Raw genomic sequence first — 20,393 nt, 5'->3', positions numbered from 1 at the left:
ACGTCGTGCGAAGGGAAAGGATCGGGCTCATCGGCGGCACTTGTACAACGTGGGTCATACGGTAGCGGGGCGTTCTGGCCGACACATCGTCGGGCAGCGCGGCGCTAGGTCATAAGACGTATGATGGCAGCCGTCATACAAGTAGGCAAGTAAGGGGAATCCCGTAATTCCCTGATGCGCCGTGGGCGTTGGAGGGGCACCCGTCGATACGCAAAGGTCTATTGAGCCGGCGCTTGCGACAGTAGTTTGCGGTAGCGCGCGATGCTGTCGCCCAGGTGGCGCGCCATCGCGGCGCGCGCGGCGCCGGGGTCGCGCCGCATGATGGCCGTCAGGATGGCTTCGTGTTCGCGAACGTTGCGGGTTTCGTAGGTTTCAAGCTCTTCGGGCGTCTTGCCGCCGTGCTTGATGTTCAGGTCCAGCATCACGTCGCGCACCGCCGCTTTCAACAGCGCCGGAAAGTGCGGGTTGTTGGAGGCTTTGGCGATGGACAAGTGGAATTCGTAGTCGGCCTTCACCGCCGCTTCCATGTCGCGCGTGGCGCGGTTGAAGGCGTCAAAAGCTTCGACGATGCCGCTCAGGTCGGTGGCGGTGCGGCGCTCTGCCGCAAGCCCACAGGCCTCGACTTCAAGGCCGGCGCGCAGTTCCATGATGTGCAGGGCCCAGCGCGGATCCGCGGCGGGTTCAATGACGAAGTCGATGGGTTTTTCACGGTCTTCCGTGACGAACACGCCAATGCCGGGCTTGCTGACCAGGCGGCCGCTCAGGCGCATCGACGCGACCGCTTCACGAATGACGGTGCGGCTGACGTCGAACTCGTCGCAAAGCTGGTGTTCGGAAGGCAGTTTGTCGCCCGCGCGGTACAGGCGCGAATCCAGGCGCTTGGTCAGTTCCTCGATCACCACATCGGTCAGGCGCGAACGCGGGCGGGGCCGGGCAGGAGTTTGCATCGTCTCTCTTATGGATAAGGCGGAAAGGCAGGCCGTAAGCCAGCGGCCGGAGCCGCAAGTGTACGCTTTTCAAACCCGCCACCCGGGTGTCCGGCCCGGTGGCGGCCGTCCGGCAACAGGCCGGCAGACTGCAAAAAAGAATGGCCATATGACAACATACAGCGGCGATTTCGCCAATGTCTGTTTGACGTTGGCGCGGCCCATCCCACGCCCAAGCCATCACGCCCGGCAATAAAAAAGCCCTCCGGAGGGAGGGCGTCTGCGGTGCCGCGGCGCAGGCTTACTGCGGGCCGAGCTTCTTGATCAGGGCGTTAAGCATTTCAAGCTCTTCGCCGGTCAGGTCGGTCAGCGGTGCACGCACGGGGCCGGCATCGTGGCCGACCAGCTTGGCGCCGGCCTTGACGATGCTGACGGCGTAGCCGGCCTTGCGGTTGCGGATTTCCAGGTAAGGCAGGAAGAAATCGTCCAGCAAACGGTTGGTGGTGTCGGTGTCGCCGGCGGCGATGGCGCGGTAGAAATCCATGGCCGTCTTGGGCACGAAGTTGAAGACGGCCGACGAGTAGACGGGCACGCCGAGTGCGCGATAGGCGGCGGCATAGACTTCGGCGGTGGGCAGGCCGCCCAGGTACGAGAAGCGGTCGCCCATCTTGCGGCGGATGCGGACCATGGCTTCGATGTCGCCGATGCCGTCCTTGAAGCCGACCAGGTTGGGGCAGCGGTCGGCCAGTTGGGCCAGGCTGTCGGCCGACAGGCGGGATTGGGCGCGGTTGTAGACGATAACGCCGATCTTGACCGACTTGCAGACCTGTTCGACGTAAGCGGCGATGCCGTCTTGCGAGGCTTCGGTCAGGTAGTGGGGCAGCAGCAGGATGCCCTTGGCGCCTTGGCGCTCGGCTTCCTGGGCGTAGGCGATGGCGGTGCGGGTGGGGCCGCCGGCGCCGGCCAGGATGGGCACCTTGCCGGCGCAGGTCTGGACGGCGGTGCGGATGACGTCCGAATACTCCTGGGGGGCGAGGGAGAAGAACTCGCCGGTGCCGCCGGCGGCGAAGAGGGCGGTGGCGCCATACGGGGCCAGCCATTCAAGGCGGGCGGCGTAGGTCTTGGCGTTGAAATCGCCGTTCTGGTCAAAGTCCGTCACGGGGAAGGAAAGCAACCCTTCCGACACGATTGCCTTGAGTTCCTGGGGAGTCGTCATGCCTGTCATCCATTAAAGGGGAAGTAGATGTATGTCATCGTACAACATACAAGTTATCGCGGCAAGGGGTGAGCCGTCGTCTGTGTATCACTGGCCAGGAATGAGGATCCATCACGTCGCGCGTCCGGAATTTCCCTAGATTGAAAGGCGAACCGGCCAACAGTATTCTCCTTGTCGCGTAGTTATACGACAACGTACAAGATAAGAAACTATCCCTTTTCAGGAGACAAGCTTGAAGGCATTCCCCTTGTTGCAGCACACGTTCGCCGCGTTGGCGTTGACCGCCTTGACCGCCGCCAGCGCGCACGCCGCGGACGATTGGCCGAAGGCCAAGCCCATCACGCTGGTGGTCCCGTTTGCCGCTGGCGGCACGTCGGACATCCTGGGCCGCATGATTGCGCAGGAATTGGGCGCCAGCTTGAGCCAGACCGTGCTGGTCGAGAACAAGGGCGGCGCCGGCGGCGTGCTGGGGGCCGACGCCGTGGCGCGGGCCAAGCCCGACGGCTACACCCTGTTGTTGGGCACGATCGCTACCCACGCGATCAACCCGTCGCTGCTGCCGGGCATCAACTACAACGCGGCCAAGGATTTTGCGCCGGTCATCCTGCTGGGCAGCATTTCGAACGTGTTGCTGGTGGGCGCCAGCCAGCCGTACAAAACGGTGCAGGACGTGGTGGCCGCGGGCAAAGCCAACCCGGATACCATCGCCTTCGGATCGGCCGGGCAGGGGACGTCGCAGCATCTGTCGGGCGAAGTCTTCAAGCAATTGACCGGCGCCCATCTGACCCATGTGCCGTACCGGGGCAGCGCGCCCGCTATCCAGGATTTGATCGGCGGCCAGATACCCAGTTCGTTCGAAACGGCGCTGGTCGCGCTGCCTTACGTGCAAAGCGGCAAGGTGCGCGCGCTGGCGGTTACATCGGCCAAGCGCACCGACGTGATGCCGGATGTGCCGACGATGCAGGAAGCCGGCGTCGCAGGCTTTGACGTCAGCAGCTGGCAAGCCATCTACGCGCCGGCCAACACGCCGCCGGCCGTGGTGGACCGGCTGAACAAAGCCATCGCCACCATCATCGCCAAGCCGGACGTCAACGCCAAGATGAAGGGCCTGGGCTTGGCCTACACGCCGAACACGCCGGCCGAGTTCACGGCATTCCAGACCGGTGAGCAAGCCAAGTGGGCAAAGATCATCGCCGACGGGAAACTGCGGGTGCAGTAAAGAGTGCAGTAAATAGTGCAGCCGCGCGGAGCGGATCCGCGCGGCGCAAAGGTGAACGCCCGGCGAATGCCGTCAGCCTGGCCGGCTTTGCAGCGCTTGTTCTGCCCGGATGATGTCGTCGGGATGATCGATATCCTGGACGCACCCGGCGTCTTGCGACGCCAGCGGACGCAGCGTGCCTAGCTGGGCGGCCCGGCGTACCAGCGGCATTGCGCCGGACTCGCCGCTTAAGTTCAACAGCGCACTGCGCCATGCTGGCCCGAATCCCACGGGGTGGCCTGGCGGGTGGGTTCCGTCGGCGATGGCCACTTGAGGGCGCACCACCGCCCAGGGCTCGCCAAGCGCGGCTTCGCGTAGCGACTGCGCGACGCCGACCAGACTGGCGGGTTGGATCAAGGGCAGGTCGCCCGGCAATATCAACCAGCCGGGCGCGTCCGCGTGGCGAGCCACGCCGCGGGCGATGGAGTCGCCCATGCCGCTGGCCTCGGGGGCGTCGTCGTGCCGTTCCACCAAGATCCAGGGCAAGCCGCTGTCGCGCACCGCGGCCAGCGTCCATTCCAGCACCGGCCGGCCCAGCAGGTCGGCGTCAAGTTTGTTGCCGACGCCGCCGGCCTCGCGGAACCGGCGTCCGGCGCCGGCGGCCAGGACCACGACGATAGGAGTGGGGGGCGGGTTTGTCATCGATTCAAGAGGGCGCGGTGTCTGGAAATGTGGGGTGCGCAGGCGGATGGGCCGAGCCGTTGCGTCAGAGCGACTTTACCCAGATTCGAGGCCGCGCGCTTTATTGAATCGTGAGGCGGCGGGCCACTTTTCCGTGCCGCCAAAACAGGTATAGTCCATCGCTTAGGCCACTGCAGCGACCGCGTCTTGTTCCATCAGGCGTCCGCATCGTTGCACCGCTGGGCCGCGCCCCCCTCTATAGAACAAGCCACCCGCTACCATGCCGAATCCGTCGTCGCAGCCTGCCAACCGCTATGCCTTTCCCCGGACGCTATTGGCGGGGTTCGTGACGGCGGCGTTGGCGACGCTGGTTATCGCCTTCGTCAATGTGCGTTCGGCAGACACCCGCCAGCAGGCGGTCAGGGCCGTGGACCGCACCACCGAGACGTTGCGCCAGCTCAGCCTGTTCAACTCGGCGCTCAAGGATGCCGAGATCGGCCAGCGGGGTTATCTGCTGACCGGCGACGCGACCTACCTGCAGCCGTATCTGCGTTCGCTGGGGCTCATCGATCAACGCCTGGCTCGGGTGAAAGAGGCGGTGGCCAACGATCCGGCGCAACGGCGCATCATCAGCGACATTGAAGGCATCACGCGGCAAAAACTGGCTGAATTGCATGACACGGTCGAGATGCGCAAGGCCGGCAATGTGGACGCCGCGATGGCCGTGGTGCGCACCGATTCCGGCAAAGAGGCAATGGACCGGTTGCGCGATATGGTGGGCGACCTGTACGCGCGGCAGATGGATGAACTGACTGAAGGCAAGGAAGCCTGGGCCGCGGCGGCCGCCACGTCGACCTATTACTCGTGGGGCGGATCGGCGTTGCTGCTGGTGCTGATCCTGGCGTCGGCCGGGATGACCATGCGGGAGTACCGGGCCAAGGCGCGCCAATCTTGGGTAACGGCCGGCCTGTCGGGCTTGAGCCTGCGCCTGCAAGGGGATCACCGCCTGGACGAGATCGGCAAGCGCGCCTTGGATTATCTGGCCGAGTACCTGGACGCCGACGTGGGCGCGGGATACGTGGTTGACCGCAGCAGCGGCGAACTGGAGCTCTTCGGCGGCTTTGCGTTGCCGCCCGAACGCCTGGCGCAGAAAATCCAGCCGCCCGAAGGCCTGGCCGGGCAGGCCGTCACGTCGCGGCGGCTGTTGCACGTGCGTAATGTGCCGGCGGGGCACCTTGAGGTCGCCTCCGCCACGGGCCGCTCGAATCCCGCCGAGCTCGTCCTGACGCCAGCCATCCAGAACGGACGCGTATATGCCGTGATCGAATTGGGCTTCAACCGCCCGGTCGGCGAGAGCGAGCGCAACCTGTTGGAAAGGGCCTCGGAAATGCTGGCCTCGGCGATTCGCTCGGGCCAGGACCGGTCACGGCTGGAAGCGCTGTTGGAAGAAACCCAGCAACAGGCGGAAGAATTGCAGACCCAGCAAGAGGAATTGCGCGTCAGCAATGAAGAGCTTGAGCAGCAAAGCCGCATCCTGCAAGAGTCCCAGGCGCGCATGGAACTGCAGCAGACCGAACTTGAGCAGACCAATGCCAACCTGGAAACGCAGACCCAGCAGCTGCTGCGGGTGCAGGGCGCGCTAACCGAGAAGGCCCGCGAATTGTCGCAGGCCAGCCAGTTCAAGAGCGAGTTCCTGGCCAACATGAGCCACGAGCTGCGCACGCCCTTGAATTCGACGTTGATTCTGGCCAAGCTGCTATCGGACAACAAGCCCGGCAACCTTAGCGCCGAGCAGGTCAAGTACGCGCAGACCATTTATTCGGCCGGCAGCGATCTGCTGACGCTGATCAACGACATCCTGGATCTGTCCAAGATCGAAGCCGGACAGGCCACGCTGGAGGTCGAGCAGGTGGCGGTGGCCCCGATGCTGCAGCGCTTGCTGGAGCCGCTGCGGCCAATGGCGCTGGACAAGGGGTTGGCGCTGGAACTGGACATCGATCCGGCGGTGCCCGCCACCTTGCAGACCGATCCGCAGCGCCTGGGCCAGGTGCTGAAAAACCTGCTGTCCAATGCCCTCAAGTTCACGCAGCGCGGTACGGTCGCGTTGCGGGTCTCGCGGGCCTCGCGTGACAGGGTGGCGTTTGCGGTGCAGGACACCGGCATCGGCGTGCCGGCGGACCAGCAGGAATTGATTTTCGAGGCCTTCCGCCAGGCCGACGGCAGCACGCACCGCAAATTTGGCGGCACGGGACTGGGCCTGTCGATTTCACGCGATCTGGCGGCGTTGCTGGGCGGCGGCATTTCCGTGGCAAGCACGCCGGGGCAAGGCAGCGTGTTCACGCTGGAGCTGCCTGTGCGGCTGGAAGGCGCGCGCGCCGTGCCGGGCGCGCGCAGCGGGGCGGCGTCTGCCGTGCCGTCCGCGTTCTCGTCCGCGTTCCCGCACGCGGCGCCGGTGGCGCTTTCGGGCGACGCGCCGGACGAGCCGGCCCGTCGGGCGGACACCCCTGCCGCCGGCAGAACGCCCGATGCGTCCGCCACCAGGGCAGCTTCCGAGACGGCCGGCCATTCGGGCGCCAACGAACGCAGGATCCTCGTCATCGAGGACGATGAGCGCTTTGCGGCCATTCTTGCAGACCTGTCGCGCGAGATGGGCTTTGGGTGTTTGGTGGCCCACACCGCCACGGACGGCCTGGCTCTTGCCTCGCGAGAGCGTCCCAACGCCATCGTGCTGGACATCAATCTGCCTGACTTCTCGGGCCTGGGCGTCCTGGACCAGCTCAAGCGCAACCCGCAGACCCGGCATATTCCGGTTCATGTGGTGTCGGTGGCCGACTATGCCCGTGAAGCCATGGGCCGTGGCGCGGCCGGCTACGCGCTGAAGCCGGTCAAACGCGAGGAACTGGTTCACGCCTTGCAGCGCCTGGAAGCCAAATTCACCCGTCATGTGCGGCATGTGCTGGTGGTGGAAGACGATGATCGACAGCGCGAAAGCGTGCGCCAGCTGTTGGCGCGCAACGACGTCGAGATCGCGCCGGCCGCCACGGCCGCGGACGCGCTGGCGCTGCTGCGCCAGACGACCTTCGACTGCGTTGTCATGGATTTGAACTTGCCCGACATGAGCGGCTACGAGCTGCTGCAGCAGATGACCGAGCAGGAGGGCGTGTCGTTCCCGCCGGTCATCGTCTATACGGGCCGCGCGCTGTCGCGCGATGAAGAACAGCATTTGCGGCGCTTCTCCAAGTCCATCATCATCAAGGATGCGCGCTCGCCCGAACGCCTGCTGGATGAAGTCACGCTGTTCCTGCACCAGGTCGAAGCGGAATTGCCGCCCGAACAGCGCCAGATGCTGGAGCTGGCGCGCAGCCGCGATTCCGCGCTGGAAGGCCGCACCGTGCTGGTGGTGGAAGACGACGTGCGCAACGTGTTCGCGCTGTCCAGCATCCTTGAGCCCACCGGCGTGCGCGTGGAGATCGCGCGCAACGGCCGCGAGGCGTTGGACGCCCTGGGCCGTGCCGGATCTGACGGCGGGCCGGCCATCGACCTGGTGCTGATGGACATCATGATGCCCGAAATGGATGGCTATACAGCGATGCGCGAGATCCGCAAGCGGCCCGAGTGGCGGCGCCTGCCCATCATTGCGCTGACCGCCAAGGCCATGAAGGACGACCAAGAGAAATGCCTGGCCGCGGGCGCCAACGACTACATCGCCAAGCCCTTGGACGTGGAACGCTTGCTGTCGCTTGTGCGTGTCTGGATGCGCAGCTAAGACGTCCGCCGGCGCAACGCTCTGTTGATCACCACCATGCCAACCACTCCCAAAGCGCGTATCGCAGACATCGAGCAACGGCTGTTGCTCGATGCGATCTATCACCGCTACCACTATGACTTCCGCGAGTATGCGCAGGCGTCGCTGAAGCGGCGCCTGCAAAGCGCGCTGACGCAGTTTGGGTGCAAGACGTTGTCGCAATTGCAGGACCGCGTGCTGCACGACCCCCCGGTGTTCACGGCGCTGCTGCAGTTCCTGACGGTGCAGGTCAGCGACATGTTCCGCGATCCGGAATATTTTTTGGCGTTGCGCAACGAAGTCTTGCCGATTCTGCGCACCTATCCGTCGATCAAGGTGTGGGTGGCGGGGTGCAGCGCGGGCGAAGAAGTCTATTCGCTTGCCATCCTGTTGGCCGAAGAGGGCCTGCTTGAGCGCGCGATGATCTACGCGACCGACATCAATCCGCATGCGTTGCGCGCCGCCGAGCAAGGCATTTTTGATATGGACCGCGTGGCCGCCTTTTCCGCGAACCATGCCCGGTCTGGCGGACGCAGTTCGCTGTCGGACTATTACACCGCCCGGTACGGCCGGGTGGTGTTCGACAAGCGCTTGCGCGAACACATGGTCTTTTCCGATCACAGCCTGGCCACGGACAGCGTGTTTGCCGAGGTCCATCTGATTTCCTGCCGCAATGTCCTGATCTATTTCGAGCGCGATCTCCAGAGCCGGGCATTGGGCCTGTTCCATGATGCGCTGGTCCATCGCGGTTTCCTGGGGCTGGGGTCGCGGGAGTCCCTGCGGTTTTCCTCGCAAGCCGGCAACTTCGATGACTTCGTGCTGGACGACCGCATCTACCGCAAGAAGGCGGGCCTATGATCGCGGGCGCGTCCGTTTCGCGTGTGCCGGCGGCGGCCTGCCCCTGGGAGGCGATCGTCATCGGCGGATCGTCCGGCGCGATCGATGCGTTGAATACGCTGCTGCCTGCGTTGCCGGCGGACCTGGATGCCGCGGTGATCGTCGTGTTGCATCTGGTGCGCGACCGGCGCAGCTTGCTTGTCGATATTTTCAGCGAGCGCTGCGCCTTGACCGTGCAAGAGGCCGAAGACCAGCTTCCGATACGCCCCGGCCATCTTTACTTCGCGCCGCCCGACTACCACTTGCTGGTGGATCAGGGCCCCAGGCTGGCGCTGTCCGTCGGCGAGCCGGTGTATTTTTCCCGGCCATCGATTGACGTGCTGTTCGAGTCCGCCGCCGACTGCTATGCCGAGAAGTTGCTGGGGGTGCTGCTTTCCGGGGCGAATGGCGACGGCGCCGCTGGCCTGGCGGCGATCCATGCCGCAGGCGGCCGCAGCATCGTGCAAGCGCCGTCCAGCGCCGCCATGCCCGTCATGCCCCGGGCGGCGTTGACGCGCCAGCCCGCGCACGACGCGTTGACTCCAGGTGAAATCGCCATGCTGTTCGCTCAACTGCGCACCTCGCGCCTGCCGTAATCCCAACCTGTTCCGACACTATGTTCCTGACTTCCGCCAAACCGCAAGACGAACGCATCAAGTGCCTGCTGGTCGATGACGTCCCGGAAAACCTGGTCGCGCTGGAAGCGCTGCTGGAAAGCGGCCGGGTCGAAGTGCTGAAAGCGCAATCCGGGCCGGAGGCCCTGGAATTGCTGCTGCATCATGGCGATGTGGCGCTGGCGCTGCTGGATGTGCAAATGCCCGACATGAACGGCTTCGAATTGGCCGAGCTGATCCGCGGCAGCGAACGCACGCGCCACATTCCGCTGATTTTCATAACCGCCGGCTCGCGCGAGCACAACTGGCAATTCCGCGGCTACGAAAGCGGCGCGGTCGACTTCCTGTACAAGCCCATCGATCCGCACATGCTGAGCATGAAGGCGAACGTCTTCTTTGAACTGCATGAGCGCAAGCGTGCGTTGGCCAAGCAGTTGGACGAGCGCACGGAGGCCCTGCGCATCAACGAAATGTTCATGGCCGTGCTAAGCCACGATCTGCGCACGCCGCTGCAATCCATCGTCATGGGCGCCGCGCTGTTGCAGCGCCAGAACGACGACGCGCGCGTGGCCAGCGTGGCGCAGCGCATGATCCAAAGCAGCGAGCGCATGGCGCGCCTGATCGACGACCTGCTGGACGTCACGCGCATCCGGCAGGCGGGCGGCCTGACGCTAGAGCCGGCATGGATGTCCCTTGACGCCTTGCTGCAACGGACCGTTGACGAAGTGCAGACGGGCTACCCGGGGCGCCAGATCGAATGCGCGTGCGGCGGGCATCTGGCGGGCGCTTGGGATGCCGCGCGTCTCTCCCAGGTATTCAGCAACCTGGTGGGCAACGCGCTCCACCACGGCACTCCCGACATCCCTGTGCGCATCCGGGCAGACGGGACGGCGACTGACCGCGTGGCCGTCACGGTCAGCAACGGGGGCAGCATCTCCCCGGCGCTGCTGCCCCACTTGTTCAACCCGTTCCGGGGCGGTGAGCACCGTTCCGATGGCCACAAGGGGTTGGGCCTGGGCCTGTTCATCGCGCAGCAGATCGTCTTGAGCCACGGCGGCCGCCTCAGTGCGTCTTCGGAAGGCGGCCTGACGCATTTCCGGGTGGACCTGCCGCGTGAGGCCACGCGCGACGGCGCGTAGGCCCGCCGCGCGGCGCGGGTGTCAGCCGGATCAGAACTCGGCGGACACCGACAACAGCACCGTCAGCGGCGCGCCGACGGTCAGGCCTTCCCGCGCGGCGGATTGCCAGTAGTCCTTGTTGAACACGTTTTCGACCGTTGCGCGGACCACCATCGGCGTGCCGTTGGCCTTGAACGCATAGCGCGCGCCCACGTCGAAACGCGTCCATCCCGGAATCTGCTGCGTATTGCCGACATCCACATACTGTTGGCTGGTTCGCAGCATCCGCGCCGTCAATGTCAGCCCTGGAAGAAACGGCGTGTCCCATTCGGCCGCGGCATTGAATTGGAAGCGCGGCACCGCGGGCGCGACGTTGCCGTTGTTGACACCGCCTTCCGTGCGCGTGAGGCGTCCGTCGGTGTAGGCCACGCCGCCCAACAGGCGGACCCCGGGCGCGGCGTCGCCTTGCACCAGGAATTCCAAGCCGCGGTTGCGTTGCTGGCCATTGGACACATAGCGACGGCTGACGGGGTCCAGGTAGCTGTTGGGCTTCTCGATCTGGAAGGCGCTGAGCGTGGTGAAGAAATCGCCGAAGTCGTATTTGCCTCCCACTTCGAATTGTTTGGAGATCTCCGGCGGGAACATCTGCCCGGCATTGATGGCGCCTTCCGGCGCGGTGCCGCCCTGGCTGAGGCCTTCGATGTAGTTGCCGTACAGCGACAGCCGCTGCGTGGGCCGGACCGTCAACGCGAACGCCGGCGTGACGGCGGATTTCTCGTACTCCGAAGCGGTGCGCCCCGTGGCGGCGTCGAAGTTGGTGGACTCGATCCGCTGGTGCCGCACGCCCGCGATGACCTGGACCCGGTCGTCGGCGAACGAGATCTTGTCGGCCAGCGCAATGCTGTAGAGCCGGGATTCGCTGGTCTTCGGCAGGTCGTCCGGCCGGGCGATGTCCGGTTTCGGCAAGTCGGCGGGGTGATACAGGTTGGAGAAGACGGTGCTTGAGCGAATGCGGGCAGAGGAATAGTCGATCGCCAGCGCGCTGGCCGAAAGCGACGGCTCGTGCTTGACCGGACCGGTGTTGAAACGGCCGCGTACCCCGATTTCTCCCGTCTTGCTAAGCAGCGACTCGTTCAGGCGCGCGGGGACCGCGCCGATATCGCCCGCGCTGTCCAGCATCAGCCAACTGGTCTGCAGGCTTTCGAAATCGTGCTTGCGGGCGCCCACGGCGCCATAGACCGTCCAATCCGGCGTCACGTCGAACTCGGCCCTGAGGGCGCCCGACCATTCCTTTGTCTTCCAATAGGTCCAGGATGGGAAGAAGTTGCGGCGCGCATCGGGCGCGGCGCCGATGTCCATCCCGGGCTCGGGCGGGAACAGCAAGCCGCTGCGCGCGTCGGTGGTCCGGTTCTGGTAGTTGATGTCGCCGTCGACGCGAAACCGCTCGCTTTGATAGTCCAGGCCCAGGGCGACCGCGCCCAGGTCTTCCTTGGAGCCGTCCTGGGGCAGGTCGCCGCCGCTGCCGGCCACGTTCAAGCGCACGCCCCATTGCTGATCGTCCCCATAGCGGCGCGCCAGGTCCGCGTGGACGCCGAACTGGGAGTCGCCGATGTAGCTTAGCGTATAGCGGTTGAGCGGGTCGGGGCCGGCGCGCTTGGGCACGAGATTGATGGCGCCGCCTACGGACCCGTAGGGCGCCATGCCGTTCAGCAGCGCGTTCGGGCCCCGCAGGACTTCCACGCGTTCAACGCCGATCAGCGAGCTTGAATTGCGTGGCGAAACGCCATACAAGCCATTGAATGCGACGTCGTAGTTGAACAGGGTGAAGCCGCGGATATTGAATTCGTCGCGCCCGGCGCCGCGCGAATAGGTATTGCGCACGGAAGGGTCGTTGACCAACACATCGCCGATGTTCTGCGCCTGTTGATCTTCAATCAGCTTGGCGGTGTATTGCGTGGCGCTGAACGGGGTGTCCAGGTCGCCCAGATTGCCCAGCAGCCCCACGCGTCCGCCGCTTGCCACTTGGCCGCCGGCATACGTGGGAGGCAAGCCGCTGGACAGCGCGCTGGCGGTCACCGTCACCGTGTCCAGCAGCGCCGTCCCGCTGTCGGGAGCAGCGACCAGGCGGTACTGGTTGGGGGCCTCGCGCGTGGCGCGCAAGCCCGTGCCGGCCAACGCCAAGTCCAGGGCTTCCGGGCGGGAATACCGTCCGCGCACGCCGCCGCTCTGGCGTCCTGCCAGCAATTCCGGGGGCGCGGCCAGCAAGATGCCCGATTCGTTGGCCAGGCGCGTCAGGACCTGGTTCAACGGGGCTGCGGGAATGTCGAACGTCAGCGACTCGGACGCTTGACCGGACCCGGCGGGCGCGGGTTGGGCGTGCGGCGCCGGCGTCCAAAGGGCCGAAAGGGCGATGGCAAGCGCCAACGGCAGACGGGTTCCGTGTAAGTGGCCGCGCAAGGCCGTGGGCCGCACGGCAGGCGGCGGGGCGGAAATAGCCAGGGCAGGCGGGAAACGATGGGGCATGACGGAATCTGTGCGCTCGATCAAGGGATAGGAAGGAAGCGAGAGGCACGGCGGCGGCTGGGCTCTCTGACTCTCACTTTCCTTAATCGAACGAGGCGGCGAAATGCGGAACCGCCAGGCGCTTTTATTTTTGCAACGTCAATCCGACTTCATTCGCGGTTCGATGCTTACCCACCAAGGCAAGACGCGGCTCAGCCGGATCGGCAGCACCGAGGCCAGCATGTCTAACGCGCGATCCGCGTCGTCAAGGGGGTAGCTGCCGAAGACGCGCAATTGCGCCACCTGGGGTGACAGGCCCAAGTGCCCGGCGTGATAGCGCCGCAGTTCGGCGACAACGTCGGCCAGGGGCGTGCCATCGGCCAGCAGCAGGCCGTTGCGCCAGCTTTCCCGCGCGGGATCGGCCGGCATCAGCGGCTGCAGCGTGTCGGCGGTGAAACGGGCCTGGCGGCCTGCCGGCACGACCGCGCTTGCGCCCGCGCCGGCCGGGGTCACGCGGACAGCGCCGTCGTAGACGGCAACCAGGATCCCGGCATTGCCCAGGCTGACGGAGAAACGCGTTCCCAAGGCCTGCAATCGGCCTTCCGTGGTGTCGACGACGAAGGGGCGCAGCGGATCTTTGCCGGTATCGATCAGGATTTCCCCGGCCACCAAATCCAGGCGGCGCTGGGTGCCGCTGTAGGCCAGATTGAATCCGCTCAGGGCCTTGATCCAGACCGTGGTGCCGTCGGGCAGGGCCACCCGAGGCGTCTCGCCCACGCCTGCGCGATAGTCCGTGCCCCACAGCGATGCCAGGGCGGACAAGGGGGTTTGGCGCCAGCCGGTCCATCCCAGCCAGGACAACCCAAGGCCGCCGGCCAGACCCAGCAACACCTGGCGCCGCCGGCGTGGCGCAGCACTGACGGTCTGGTGAAACGCCGCGACAGCGGCGTCGCGGTCCGGGCTGGCTTGCAGCGGAGCGAAGCGGCGGCCGACACGTTCGACGTAACGCCACGCCTGCTGATGCGCGTCATCGCGGGCCAGCCACTGTTTCCATTTCTGTTGGTCGGCGGCCGAAGCGTCTCCGGTGCGCAGCAAGGCGTACCACTCGGCGGCTTCTTCCATGGCGCGGTGCGAGGGCTCGGGCGGGGCCGTGACGGTCATGGCTCGGTGGACAAGGAAGCGGCCACAGCCGGCGAGGCGTCGGCCAGGCCGGCGGTCAAGCGGGCTTCCAGCTTCATGCAGCACAGCATGGCCTGCGCGACATATTTGCGCACCATGCGTGATGACACGTTGAGCGTCGCGGCGACTTCGTTGTCCGTCATGTCGCACGCGACGGCCATGACGAAGGCGTGCGCCACCTTGGGCGGCAATTCCCGCAGCATGGCGTCGATTTCACCCAGGGCCTCAAGCACCATGGCCTGTTGTTCCGCGGAAGCGGCCGTGGGTTCCGGCTGTGCCGCCAACGCTTCCAGCCACGCTTGCTCCAGGCTGCGCCGGCGCCAAAGGTCGACACACATGCCATTGGCCATTTTGCGCAGGTAAGCGCGGACTTGCTGCGGGTTCTCGAAATGGCAGGGCCGTGTCAGCAGGCGCACGAACGCGTCATGCGCCAGGTCTGCTGCATCGGCGGCATTGCCCAGACGCCAGTTCACCCAGGCGAGCAACCAGTGATGATGATTGCCGTACAGGTGCTCGAAGTCCTGGGATAAACCTTGTGATGCGCTCACGATCTTGCCCGCTCACGATAAGGGGCCGCACCATTGCTAATGCGAACACGTATCAATTAATAAATGAGCGCAGATTATGGCGTGCCGCGGACCGCCTTGGCAACCCTGGGAAAAGCCGAGTGTGGCGCGCCGGCCTCAGGCTGCCGAAGGGCATGCCTGGGGCGCGGCGCTTCTACAAGGTGCCGGGTGGGCGGTCAGCCTGCCGTCATCACGCCATCAACCATGCGCATCAGATCCAGCGGGTTGCCGCGCTTCACGCCGTCGGGCAAAAGCGCGTCGGGCAGGTCCTGGTAGCAGACCGGGCGCAGGAAGCGGCGGATTGCCGTGGCGCCCACCGAGGTAGAGGCGGCATTCGACGTGGCGGGGAAGGGGCCGCCATGCACCATGGCGTGGCTGACTTCGACGCCGGTCGGGTAGCCGTTGGCCAGGATGCGGCCGGCCTTGCGTTCCAGCACGGGCAGCAGCGTTTGCGCCTGCGTCACATCCGCATCGTCCACGAAAATCGTGGCGGTGAGTTGGCCTTCCAGGTGTTCGGCCACGGCCTTCATCTGTGCAACGTCCTGGCAAGCGACGACCAGCGAGGCCGGGCCAAAGACTTCGGCTTCGAGTTCGTGCGAGGCCAGGAAGCGGTCGGCCTGGGTGCCGAAGACGACGGCGCCGGCCGCATTGGCGGCCGGTTTCGAAGCTTCGCCACGGCCCAGCGTGGCGACGCTGGCGTGCTTGGCCAGCGCGTCGGCGCCTTGCTGGTAGGCCGCGAAGATGCCCGGGGTCAGCATGGTGGCCGCGCCCTTGGCCTGGACCGCTTGCGCGGCGGCCTGGCGGAAGCGTTCCAGCGCAGGGCCTTCGATGCCGATGACCAGGCCGGGGTTGGTGCAGAACTGGCCGACGCCCATGGCTAGCGAATCCACGAAGCCGCGGGCGATGGTTTCGGCGCGGGCCTCAAGTGCGGCCGGCATCAAGAACACCGGGTTGATGCTGGACATCTCGGCGTAGACGGGAATCGGCACGGTGCGGGCGTTGGCGGCGGCGACCAGCGCCAGGCCGCCGCGGCGAGAGCCCGTGAAGCCGACGGCGGTGATGGCGGGGTGCGTCGCCAACGCGGTGCCGATTTCGCTGCCGGCGCCGAACAGTAGCGAGAACGTGCCTTCGGGCAGGCCGTGGTGCGCGACGGCGGCCTGGATCACGCGGCCGACCATTTCAGAGGCGCCCGGGTGGGCGTTGTGGGCCTTGACGATGACGGGGCAACCCGCGGCCAGTGCCGACGCGGTGTCGCCGCCGGCCACCGAGAAGGCCAACGGGAAGTTGCTGGCGCCGAAGACGGCCACGGGGCCAAGCGGCACGTTGGCCAGGCGCAGGTCGGCGCGCGGCAACGGCTGGCGGTCGGGCTGGGCGGGGTCGATGGTGGCGTCCAGGAAGTAGCCGTCGCGGACCACGCGGGCGAACAGGCGCAGTTGGCCGACGGTGCGGCCGCGTTCGCCTTGCAGGCGGGCAATCGGCAAGCCGGTTTCCTGGTGGGTGCGTTCAATCAGCGCGTCGCCCAGCGCCAAGATGCCTTCCGCGATGGTCTCCAGGAACTGCGCGCGCGTTTCCAGCGGCGCTGCGCGGTAGGGATCGAATGCGGCACGGGCCAGCTCGGCCGCGCGTGCAACGTCGTCCGACGAACCGGCGGGGAAGCCGGGTTCCAGGCGTTCGCCGGTGGCGGGGTTGATGGCGTGTTGGGCGGCGCCCGAGCCCAGGACGGCGGTGGCGCCGATCAGCATTTGGCCGGTCAAGGTCATGAGGATTCTCCGAAAAAAAGCGCCCCCGAAGCGGGGGCAGGAATGCGTGGCGGGGTTGCGCGCCTGGCTAGCGGCTTACTGCGGGCCGAGCTTCTTGATCAGGGCGTTAAGCATTTCAAGCTCTTCGCCGGTCAGGTCGGTCAGCGGTGCACGCACGGGGCCGGCATCGTGGCCGACCAGCTTGGCGCCGGCCTTGACGATGCTGACGGCGTAGCCGGCCTTGCGGTTGCGGATTTCCAGGTAAGGCAGGAAGAAATCGTCCAGCAAACGGTTGGTGGTGTCGGTGTCGCCGGCGGCGATGGCGCGGTAGAAATCCATGGCCGTCTTGGGCACGAAGTTGAAGACGGCCGACGAGTAGACGGGCACGCCGAGTGCGCGATAGGCGGCGGCATAGACTTCGGCGGTGGGCAGGCCGCCCAGGTACGAGAAGCGGTCGCCCATCTTGCGGCGGATGCGGACCATGGCTTCGATGTCGCCGATGCCGTCCTTGAAGCCGACCAGGTTGGGGCAGCGGTCGGCCAGTTGGGCCAGGCTGTCGGCCGACAGGCGGGATTGGGCGCGGTTGTAGACGATAACGCCGATCTTGACCGACTTGCAGACCTGTTCGACGTAAGCGGCGATGCCGTCTTGCGAGGCTTCGGTCAGGTAGTGGGGCAGCAGCAGGATGCCCTTGGCGCCTTGGCGCTCGGCTTCCTGGGCGTAGGCGATGGCGGTGCGGGTGGGGCCGCCGGCGCCGGCCAGGATGGGCACCTTGCCGGCGCAGGTCTGGACGGCGGTGCGGATGACGTCCGAATACTCCTGGGGGGCGAGGGAGAAGAACTCGCCGGTGCCGCCGGCGGCGAAGAGGGCGGTGGCGCCATACGGGGCCAGCCATTCAAGGCGGGCGGCGTAGGTCTTGGCGTTGAAGTCGCCGTTCTGGTCAAAGTCCGTCACGGGGAAGGAGAGCAATCCTTCCGACACGATTTCCTTGAGTTCCTGCGGGGTGGTCATAGCGCGATCGTCCGGTGGGTCCGTTGCGGCCGGCGGTTGCGGCGTGGAACGGTGGGCGGGGGTTGAAAAGGTAAGTCATCGTACAACACGATTTTGTTCGTTTCAAGGGATGTTTCCCTATGAGACTACTTGTAGACAAGGGGAAACCCGAAATTTATTTCTGATACTGTTCGAGGATATTCTCTTAGTTGTACGATAACGTATCGGATGCGATGTAGGCGCATCCCCATGTGAAAGGATTCTTCATGCAGGTTGCGGCAGACCAAGCGCCGGTGCTTATCAAGATTCATCCCCAGGACAATGTGGCGATCGTGGCCAACGAGGGCGGCTTGCCCGCCGGTACCGAACTGCCCGACGGGCTGCGGTTGGTGGACGCGGTGCCGCAGGGGCACAAGGTTGCGTTGACCGATCTGGCCGAAGGCGACGCCGTCGTGCGCTACAACGTGGTGGTCGGCTTTGCCGCGAAAGCGTTGCCGCGCGGCAGCTGGATCAATGAACGCGTCACGACCATGCCCGCGGTGCGCACGTTGCAGGATCTGCCCGTGGGCACGCGCATTACGCCGTTGCCGCCGCTGGAAGGCTATACCTTCGAAGGCTTTCGCAACGCGGACGGCACCGTGGGTACGCGCAACATTCTGGCCATCAGCACCACCGTGCAGTGCGTGCAGGGCGTGGTGGAGCACGCCGTGGCGCGGATACGGCAGGAAATGCTGCCGCGCTATCCCAACGTGGACGACGTGGTGGGCATCGAACACACCTATGGCTGCGGCGTGGCCATTGATGCGCCCGGCGCCGCGATCCCCATCCGCACCCTGCACAACATTGCGCGCAACCCGAATTTCGGCGGCACGTCGATGGTGGTCAGCCTGGGATGCGAAAAGCTCCAGCCCGAACGGCTGCTGGCGCCGGGCGCCATCCCGATCCGCGCGGGCGAGGGCATGGGTGCCGAGGGCGAGGGCGTGGACACCATCGTATTGCAGGACGAAGAGAACATCGGCTTTCAATCCATGATCGACCTGATCATGCGCACGGCCGAACGCCATCTGCAAAAACTGAATGCGCGCCGGCGGGAAACCTGCCCCGTGTCGGACCTGACCGTCGGGGTGCAATGCGGGGGCAGCGACGCGTTTTCCGGCGTGACCGCCAACCCGGCCGTGGGCTTCGCGACGGACCTGCTGGTGCGGGCCGGCGGCACGGTGATGTTTTCCGAGAACACCGAAGTGCGCGACGGCATCGATCAACTGACCGCGCGCGCCGCCACACCCGAGGTGGCCGAGGCGCTGGTGCGCGAGATGGCCTGGTACGACGACTACCTGCAACGCGGCATGGCCGACCGCAGCGCCAATACCAGTCCGGGCAACAAGAAGGGCGGCTTGTCGAACATCGTCGAAAAGGCGATGGGGTCGATCGTGAAATCGGGCTCGTCGCCGATTCATGGCGTGCTGTCGCCTGGCAACCGCCTGACGCAAAAAGGCCTGATATTCGCGGCCACGCCCGCCAGTGATTTCATCTGCGGCACGTTGCAGCTGGCCGCGGGCATGAACCTGCATATTTTCACCACCGGACGCGGCACGCCCTATGGGCTGGCGCAGGTGCCGGTTATCAAGGTGGCCACGCGCGACAGCCTGGCGCGCCGTTGGCATGACCTGATGGATGTGAATGCGGGGCGCATCGCCACGGGCCAGGCCACGATCGAAGACGTGGGCTGGGAGCTGTTCCGGCTGATGCTGGATGTGGCCAGCGGCCGGCAGCAGACCTGTGCGGAAAAGCTCAAGCTGCACAACGCGCTGGCGCTGTTCAATCCCGGCCCGGTGACCTGAGAGCCGCACGCAGCCCTTGCCGCATTGCCATCGCAATACACCGATAACAGAGGAGACACCGATGGAGCATGCCCCCTTGGCCCAGCCCGGCCGCCGCCGGCTGCTGGGCGCCGCGTTGGCGCTGGGACCGGCCGCACTGGCACAAGCGCAGTCGTTCAGCTTTACGCCCCAGCAGCGTTATCCGGACCCGTCCGTGCGAATCCTGGACCCGGAGTTTTCCAAATACCGCATCTACAGCAGCAGCGTCGAGCAACTGGCCAGCGGTTTTCGGTGGCTGGAAGGGCCCGTTTGGGTGGGCGACGGACGCTATCTGCTGGTGTCCGACATTCCCAACGACCGCATCTTGCGTTGGGACGAAACCACGGGCGCGATCAGCGTATTCCGTCAACCCGCCAACTTCAGCAACGGGCTGGCTCGCGACCGGCAAGGCCGATTGCTGGCCTGCGAACACCTGACGCGGCGGGTCACGCGCACGGAGTACGACGGGTCCATCACCGTGCTGGCCGACCGCTTTGACGGCAAACGCTTCAATTCCCCCAATGACATCGTCTGCCAGCGCAATGGCGCCGTCTGGTTCACGGACCCGCCGTTCGGCATCGGCGGCCACTGGGAGGGCGACAAGGCCAAGCCCGAACTACCGCATGGCGTGTACCGCATCGACCCGTCGGACGGCCGCGTGACGCGCGCGGTGGACGATCTGGCCGGCCCCAACGGACTGTGCTTTTCACCGGACGAAAAGTTGCTGTACGTGGTGGAGTCGCGCCATCAGCCCAATCGCGTGATCTGGGCCTACGACGTGGGCGCGGACGGCGCATTGTCGGGCAAGCGGGTGGTGGTGGACGCGCAGGGCCCGGGCGCCATCGACGGCATCAAGTGCGACGAAGACGGCAACTTGTGGTGCGGCTGGGGCAGCAACGGCGCGCCCAATGCCAAATCCGACGAGCTGGATGGCGTGATGGTGTTCAACCCCGCCGGCAAGCCCATCGGCCACATCCGCCTGCCCGAGCGCTGCGCCAACCTGTGTTTTGGCGGCGCCAAGCGCAACCGCCTGTTCATGGCCAGCAGCCATTCCCTTTACGCCCTGTACGTTGAAACGCGGGGCGCCGCCTGACTTTCGCGCAAGGCGGCGAGACAGCCGCCTGCGCCCGATTGACCGACAACAC

The 20,393-nt window shown here is 65.9% G+C and carries 15 protein-coding genes; 7 read left to right on the top strand and 8 right to left on the bottom strand.

Annotated features, from left to right (window positions below; genetic code table 11):
• Positions 1-218 precede the first annotated feature (218 nt).
• Positions 219-947, bottom strand: a complete 729-nt coding sequence (locus tag ACI0FO_RS05380) for a FadR/GntR family transcriptional regulator (protein WP_416024742.1) — start codon at positions 945-947, stop codon at positions 219-221.
• A 280-nt stretch (positions 948-1,227) separates the two neighbouring features.
• Positions 1,228-2,142 (bottom strand): 5-dehydro-4-deoxyglucarate dehydratase, encoded by a 915-nt coding sequence (kdgD, locus tag ACI0FO_RS05375; protein WP_416024740.1) that lies wholly within the window; start codon positions 2,140-2,142, stop codon positions 1,228-1,230.
• Positions 2,143-2,374: 232 nt separating this feature from the next.
• Between kdgD (ACI0FO_RS05375) and ACI0FO_RS05370 the strand changes: the two genes are divergently transcribed.
• Positions 2,375-3,361, top strand: coding sequence for a Bug family tripartite tricarboxylate transporter substrate binding protein (locus tag ACI0FO_RS05370; RefSeq protein WP_416024738.1), 987 nt, complete (start codon positions 2,375-2,377; stop codon positions 3,359-3,361).
• A 72-nt stretch (positions 3,362-3,433) separates the two neighbouring features.
• On the opposite strand, the gene ACI0FO_RS05365 is transcribed toward ACI0FO_RS05370, so the two are convergent.
• Positions 3,434-4,042, bottom strand: a complete 609-nt coding sequence (locus tag ACI0FO_RS05365) for a nucleotidyltransferase family protein (RefSeq protein ID WP_416024736.1) — start codon at positions 4,040-4,042, stop codon at positions 3,434-3,436.
• A 259-nt stretch (positions 4,043-4,301) separates the two neighbouring features.
• Here ACI0FO_RS05365 and ACI0FO_RS05360 point away from each other — a divergent pair, with 259 nt between their 5' ends.
• The 4 genes from ACI0FO_RS05360 to ACI0FO_RS05345 are packed head-to-tail and all read left to right on the top strand — an operon-like array spanning position 4,302 to position 10,434.
• On the top strand, positions 4,302-7,787 hold the full coding sequence (locus ACI0FO_RS05360; RefSeq protein WP_416024734.1) for a response regulator: 3,486 nt from the start codon (positions 4,302-4,304) through the stop codon (positions 7,785-7,787).
• A 36-nt stretch (positions 7,788-7,823) separates the two neighbouring features.
• Positions 7,824-8,663: a CheR family methyltransferase gene (locus ACI0FO_RS05355; protein WP_416024732.1), complete on the top strand. Its 840-nt coding sequence runs from the start codon at positions 7,824-7,826 to the stop codon at positions 8,661-8,663.
• Positions 8,660-9,277 carry a chemotaxis protein CheB gene (locus tag ACI0FO_RS05350; protein ID WP_416024730.1) on the top strand — a complete coding sequence of 206 codons (618 nt, stop codon included), beginning with the start codon at positions 8,660-8,662 and terminating at the stop codon, positions 9,275-9,277. Before ACI0FO_RS05355 ends, ACI0FO_RS05350 begins: the two co-directional genes overlap by 4 nt.
• A 20-nt stretch (positions 9,278-9,297) precedes the next feature.
• The gene (locus ACI0FO_RS05345; RefSeq protein WP_416024729.1) at positions 9,298-10,434 is read left to right on the top strand and encodes a hybrid sensor histidine kinase/response regulator; all 1,137 of its coding nucleotides are present in this window, start codon (positions 9,298-9,300) and stop codon (positions 10,432-10,434) included.
• Positions 10,435-10,464: 30 nt separating this feature from the next.
• Here the strand turns inward: ACI0FO_RS05345 and ACI0FO_RS05340 are convergent, their stop codons facing one another.
• The 5 genes from ACI0FO_RS05340 to kdgD (ACI0FO_RS05320) all read right to left on the bottom strand — a co-directional run bounded on the left by ACI0FO_RS05340 (position 10,465) and on the right by kdgD (ACI0FO_RS05320) (position 17,410).
• Positions 10,465-12,936: a TonB-dependent siderophore receptor gene (locus tag ACI0FO_RS05340; RefSeq protein WP_416024727.1), complete on the bottom strand. Its 2,472-nt coding sequence runs from the start codon at positions 12,934-12,936 to the stop codon at positions 10,465-10,467.
• 138 nt (positions 12,937-13,074) lie between these two features.
• Positions 13,075-14,076, bottom strand: a complete 1,002-nt coding sequence (locus ACI0FO_RS05335; protein WP_416024725.1) for a FecR domain-containing protein — start codon at positions 14,074-14,076, stop codon at positions 13,075-13,077.
• Positions 14,073-14,645, bottom strand: coding sequence for a sigma-70 family RNA polymerase sigma factor (locus ACI0FO_RS05330; protein ID WP_416025648.1), 573 nt, complete (start codon positions 14,643-14,645; stop codon positions 14,073-14,075). Before ACI0FO_RS05330 ends, ACI0FO_RS05335 begins: the two co-directional genes overlap by 4 nt.
• Before the next feature lie 191 nt (positions 14,646-14,836).
• A complete protein-coding gene (locus ACI0FO_RS05325) occupies positions 14,837-16,420 on the bottom strand; it encodes an aldehyde dehydrogenase (NADP(+)) (RefSeq protein WP_416024723.1) in 1,584 nt (527 codons plus the stop codon).
• Positions 16,421-16,495: 75 nt separating this feature from the next.
• The gene (gene kdgD / locus ACI0FO_RS05320) at positions 16,496-17,410 is read right to left on the bottom strand and encodes a 5-dehydro-4-deoxyglucarate dehydratase (protein ID WP_416024722.1); all 915 of its coding nucleotides are present in this window, start codon (positions 17,408-17,410) and stop codon (positions 16,496-16,498) included.
• 245 nt (positions 17,411-17,655) lie between these two features.
• Here kdgD (ACI0FO_RS05320) and garD point away from each other — a divergent pair, with 245 nt between their 5' ends.
• Together garD and ACI0FO_RS05310 are read left to right on the top strand one after the other, a co-directional pair.
• Positions 17,656-19,230, top strand: coding sequence for a galactarate dehydratase (garD, locus tag ACI0FO_RS05315; protein ID WP_416024720.1), 1,575 nt, complete (start codon positions 17,656-17,658; stop codon positions 19,228-19,230).
• Positions 19,231-19,291: 61 nt separating this feature from the next.
• Positions 19,292-20,341 (top strand): SMP-30/gluconolactonase/LRE family protein, encoded by a 1,050-nt coding sequence (locus ACI0FO_RS05310; protein WP_416024719.1) that lies wholly within the window; start codon positions 19,292-19,294, stop codon positions 20,339-20,341.
• Positions 20,342-20,393 lie beyond the last annotated feature (52 nt).

This window comes from Achromobacter marplatensis, assembly GCF_049060505.1.
Classification (GTDB): Bacteria; Pseudomonadota; Gammaproteobacteria; order Burkholderiales; family Burkholderiaceae_B; genus Achromobacter; species Achromobacter marplatensis_A.
Note: the sequence above shows the minus strand (reverse complement) of the source record. Positions and strands in the feature narration are given on the sequence as shown.

Excerpts from the sequence above, each read along its gene's own strand:
- kdgD (WP_416024740.1), bottom strand. The coding sequence starts at position 2,142 with ATGACGACTCCCCAGGAACTCAAGGCAATCGTGTCGGAAGGGTTGCTT.
- ACI0FO_RS05360 (WP_416024734.1), top strand. The coding sequence starts at position 4,302 with ATGCCGAATCCGTCGTCGCAGCCTGCCAACCGCTATGCCTTTCCCCGG.
- garD (WP_416024720.1), top strand. The coding sequence starts at position 17,656 with ATGCAGGTTGCGGCAGACCAAGCGCCGGTGCTTATCAAGATTCATCCC.
- ACI0FO_RS05310 (WP_416024719.1), top strand. The coding sequence starts at position 19,292 with ATGGAGCATGCCCCCTTGGCCCAGCCCGGCCGCCGCCGGCTGCTGGGC.
- ACI0FO_RS05345 (WP_416024729.1), top strand. The coding sequence starts at position 9,298 with ATGTTCCTGACTTCCGCCAAACCGCAAGACGAACGCATCAAGTGCCTG.
- ACI0FO_RS05325 (WP_416024723.1), bottom strand. The coding sequence starts at position 16,420 with ATGACCTTGACCGGCCAAATGCTGATCGGCGCCACCGCCGTCCTGGGC.
- ACI0FO_RS05365 (WP_416024736.1), bottom strand. The coding sequence starts at position 4,042 with ATGACAAACCCGCCCCCCACTCCTATCGTCGTGGTCCTGGCCGCCGGC.
- ACI0FO_RS05340 (WP_416024727.1), bottom strand. The coding sequence starts at position 12,936 with ATGCCCCATCGTTTCCCGCCTGCCCTGGCTATTTCCGCCCCGCCGCCT.
- ACI0FO_RS05355 (WP_416024732.1), top strand. The coding sequence starts at position 7,824 with ATGCCAACCACTCCCAAAGCGCGTATCGCAGACATCGAGCAACGGCTG.
- ACI0FO_RS05335 (WP_416024725.1), bottom strand. The coding sequence starts at position 14,076 with ATGACCGTCACGGCCCCGCCCGAGCCCTCGCACCGCGCCATGGAAGAA.
- kdgD (WP_416024722.1), bottom strand. The coding sequence starts at position 17,410 with ATGACCACCCCGCAGGAACTCAAGGAAATCGTGTCGGAAGGATTGCTC.
- ACI0FO_RS05350 (WP_416024730.1), top strand. The coding sequence starts at position 8,660 with ATGATCGCGGGCGCGTCCGTTTCGCGTGTGCCGGCGGCGGCCTGCCCC.
- ACI0FO_RS05380 (WP_416024742.1), bottom strand. The coding sequence starts at position 947 with ATGCAAACTCCTGCCCGGCCCCGCCCGCGTTCGCGCCTGACCGATGTG.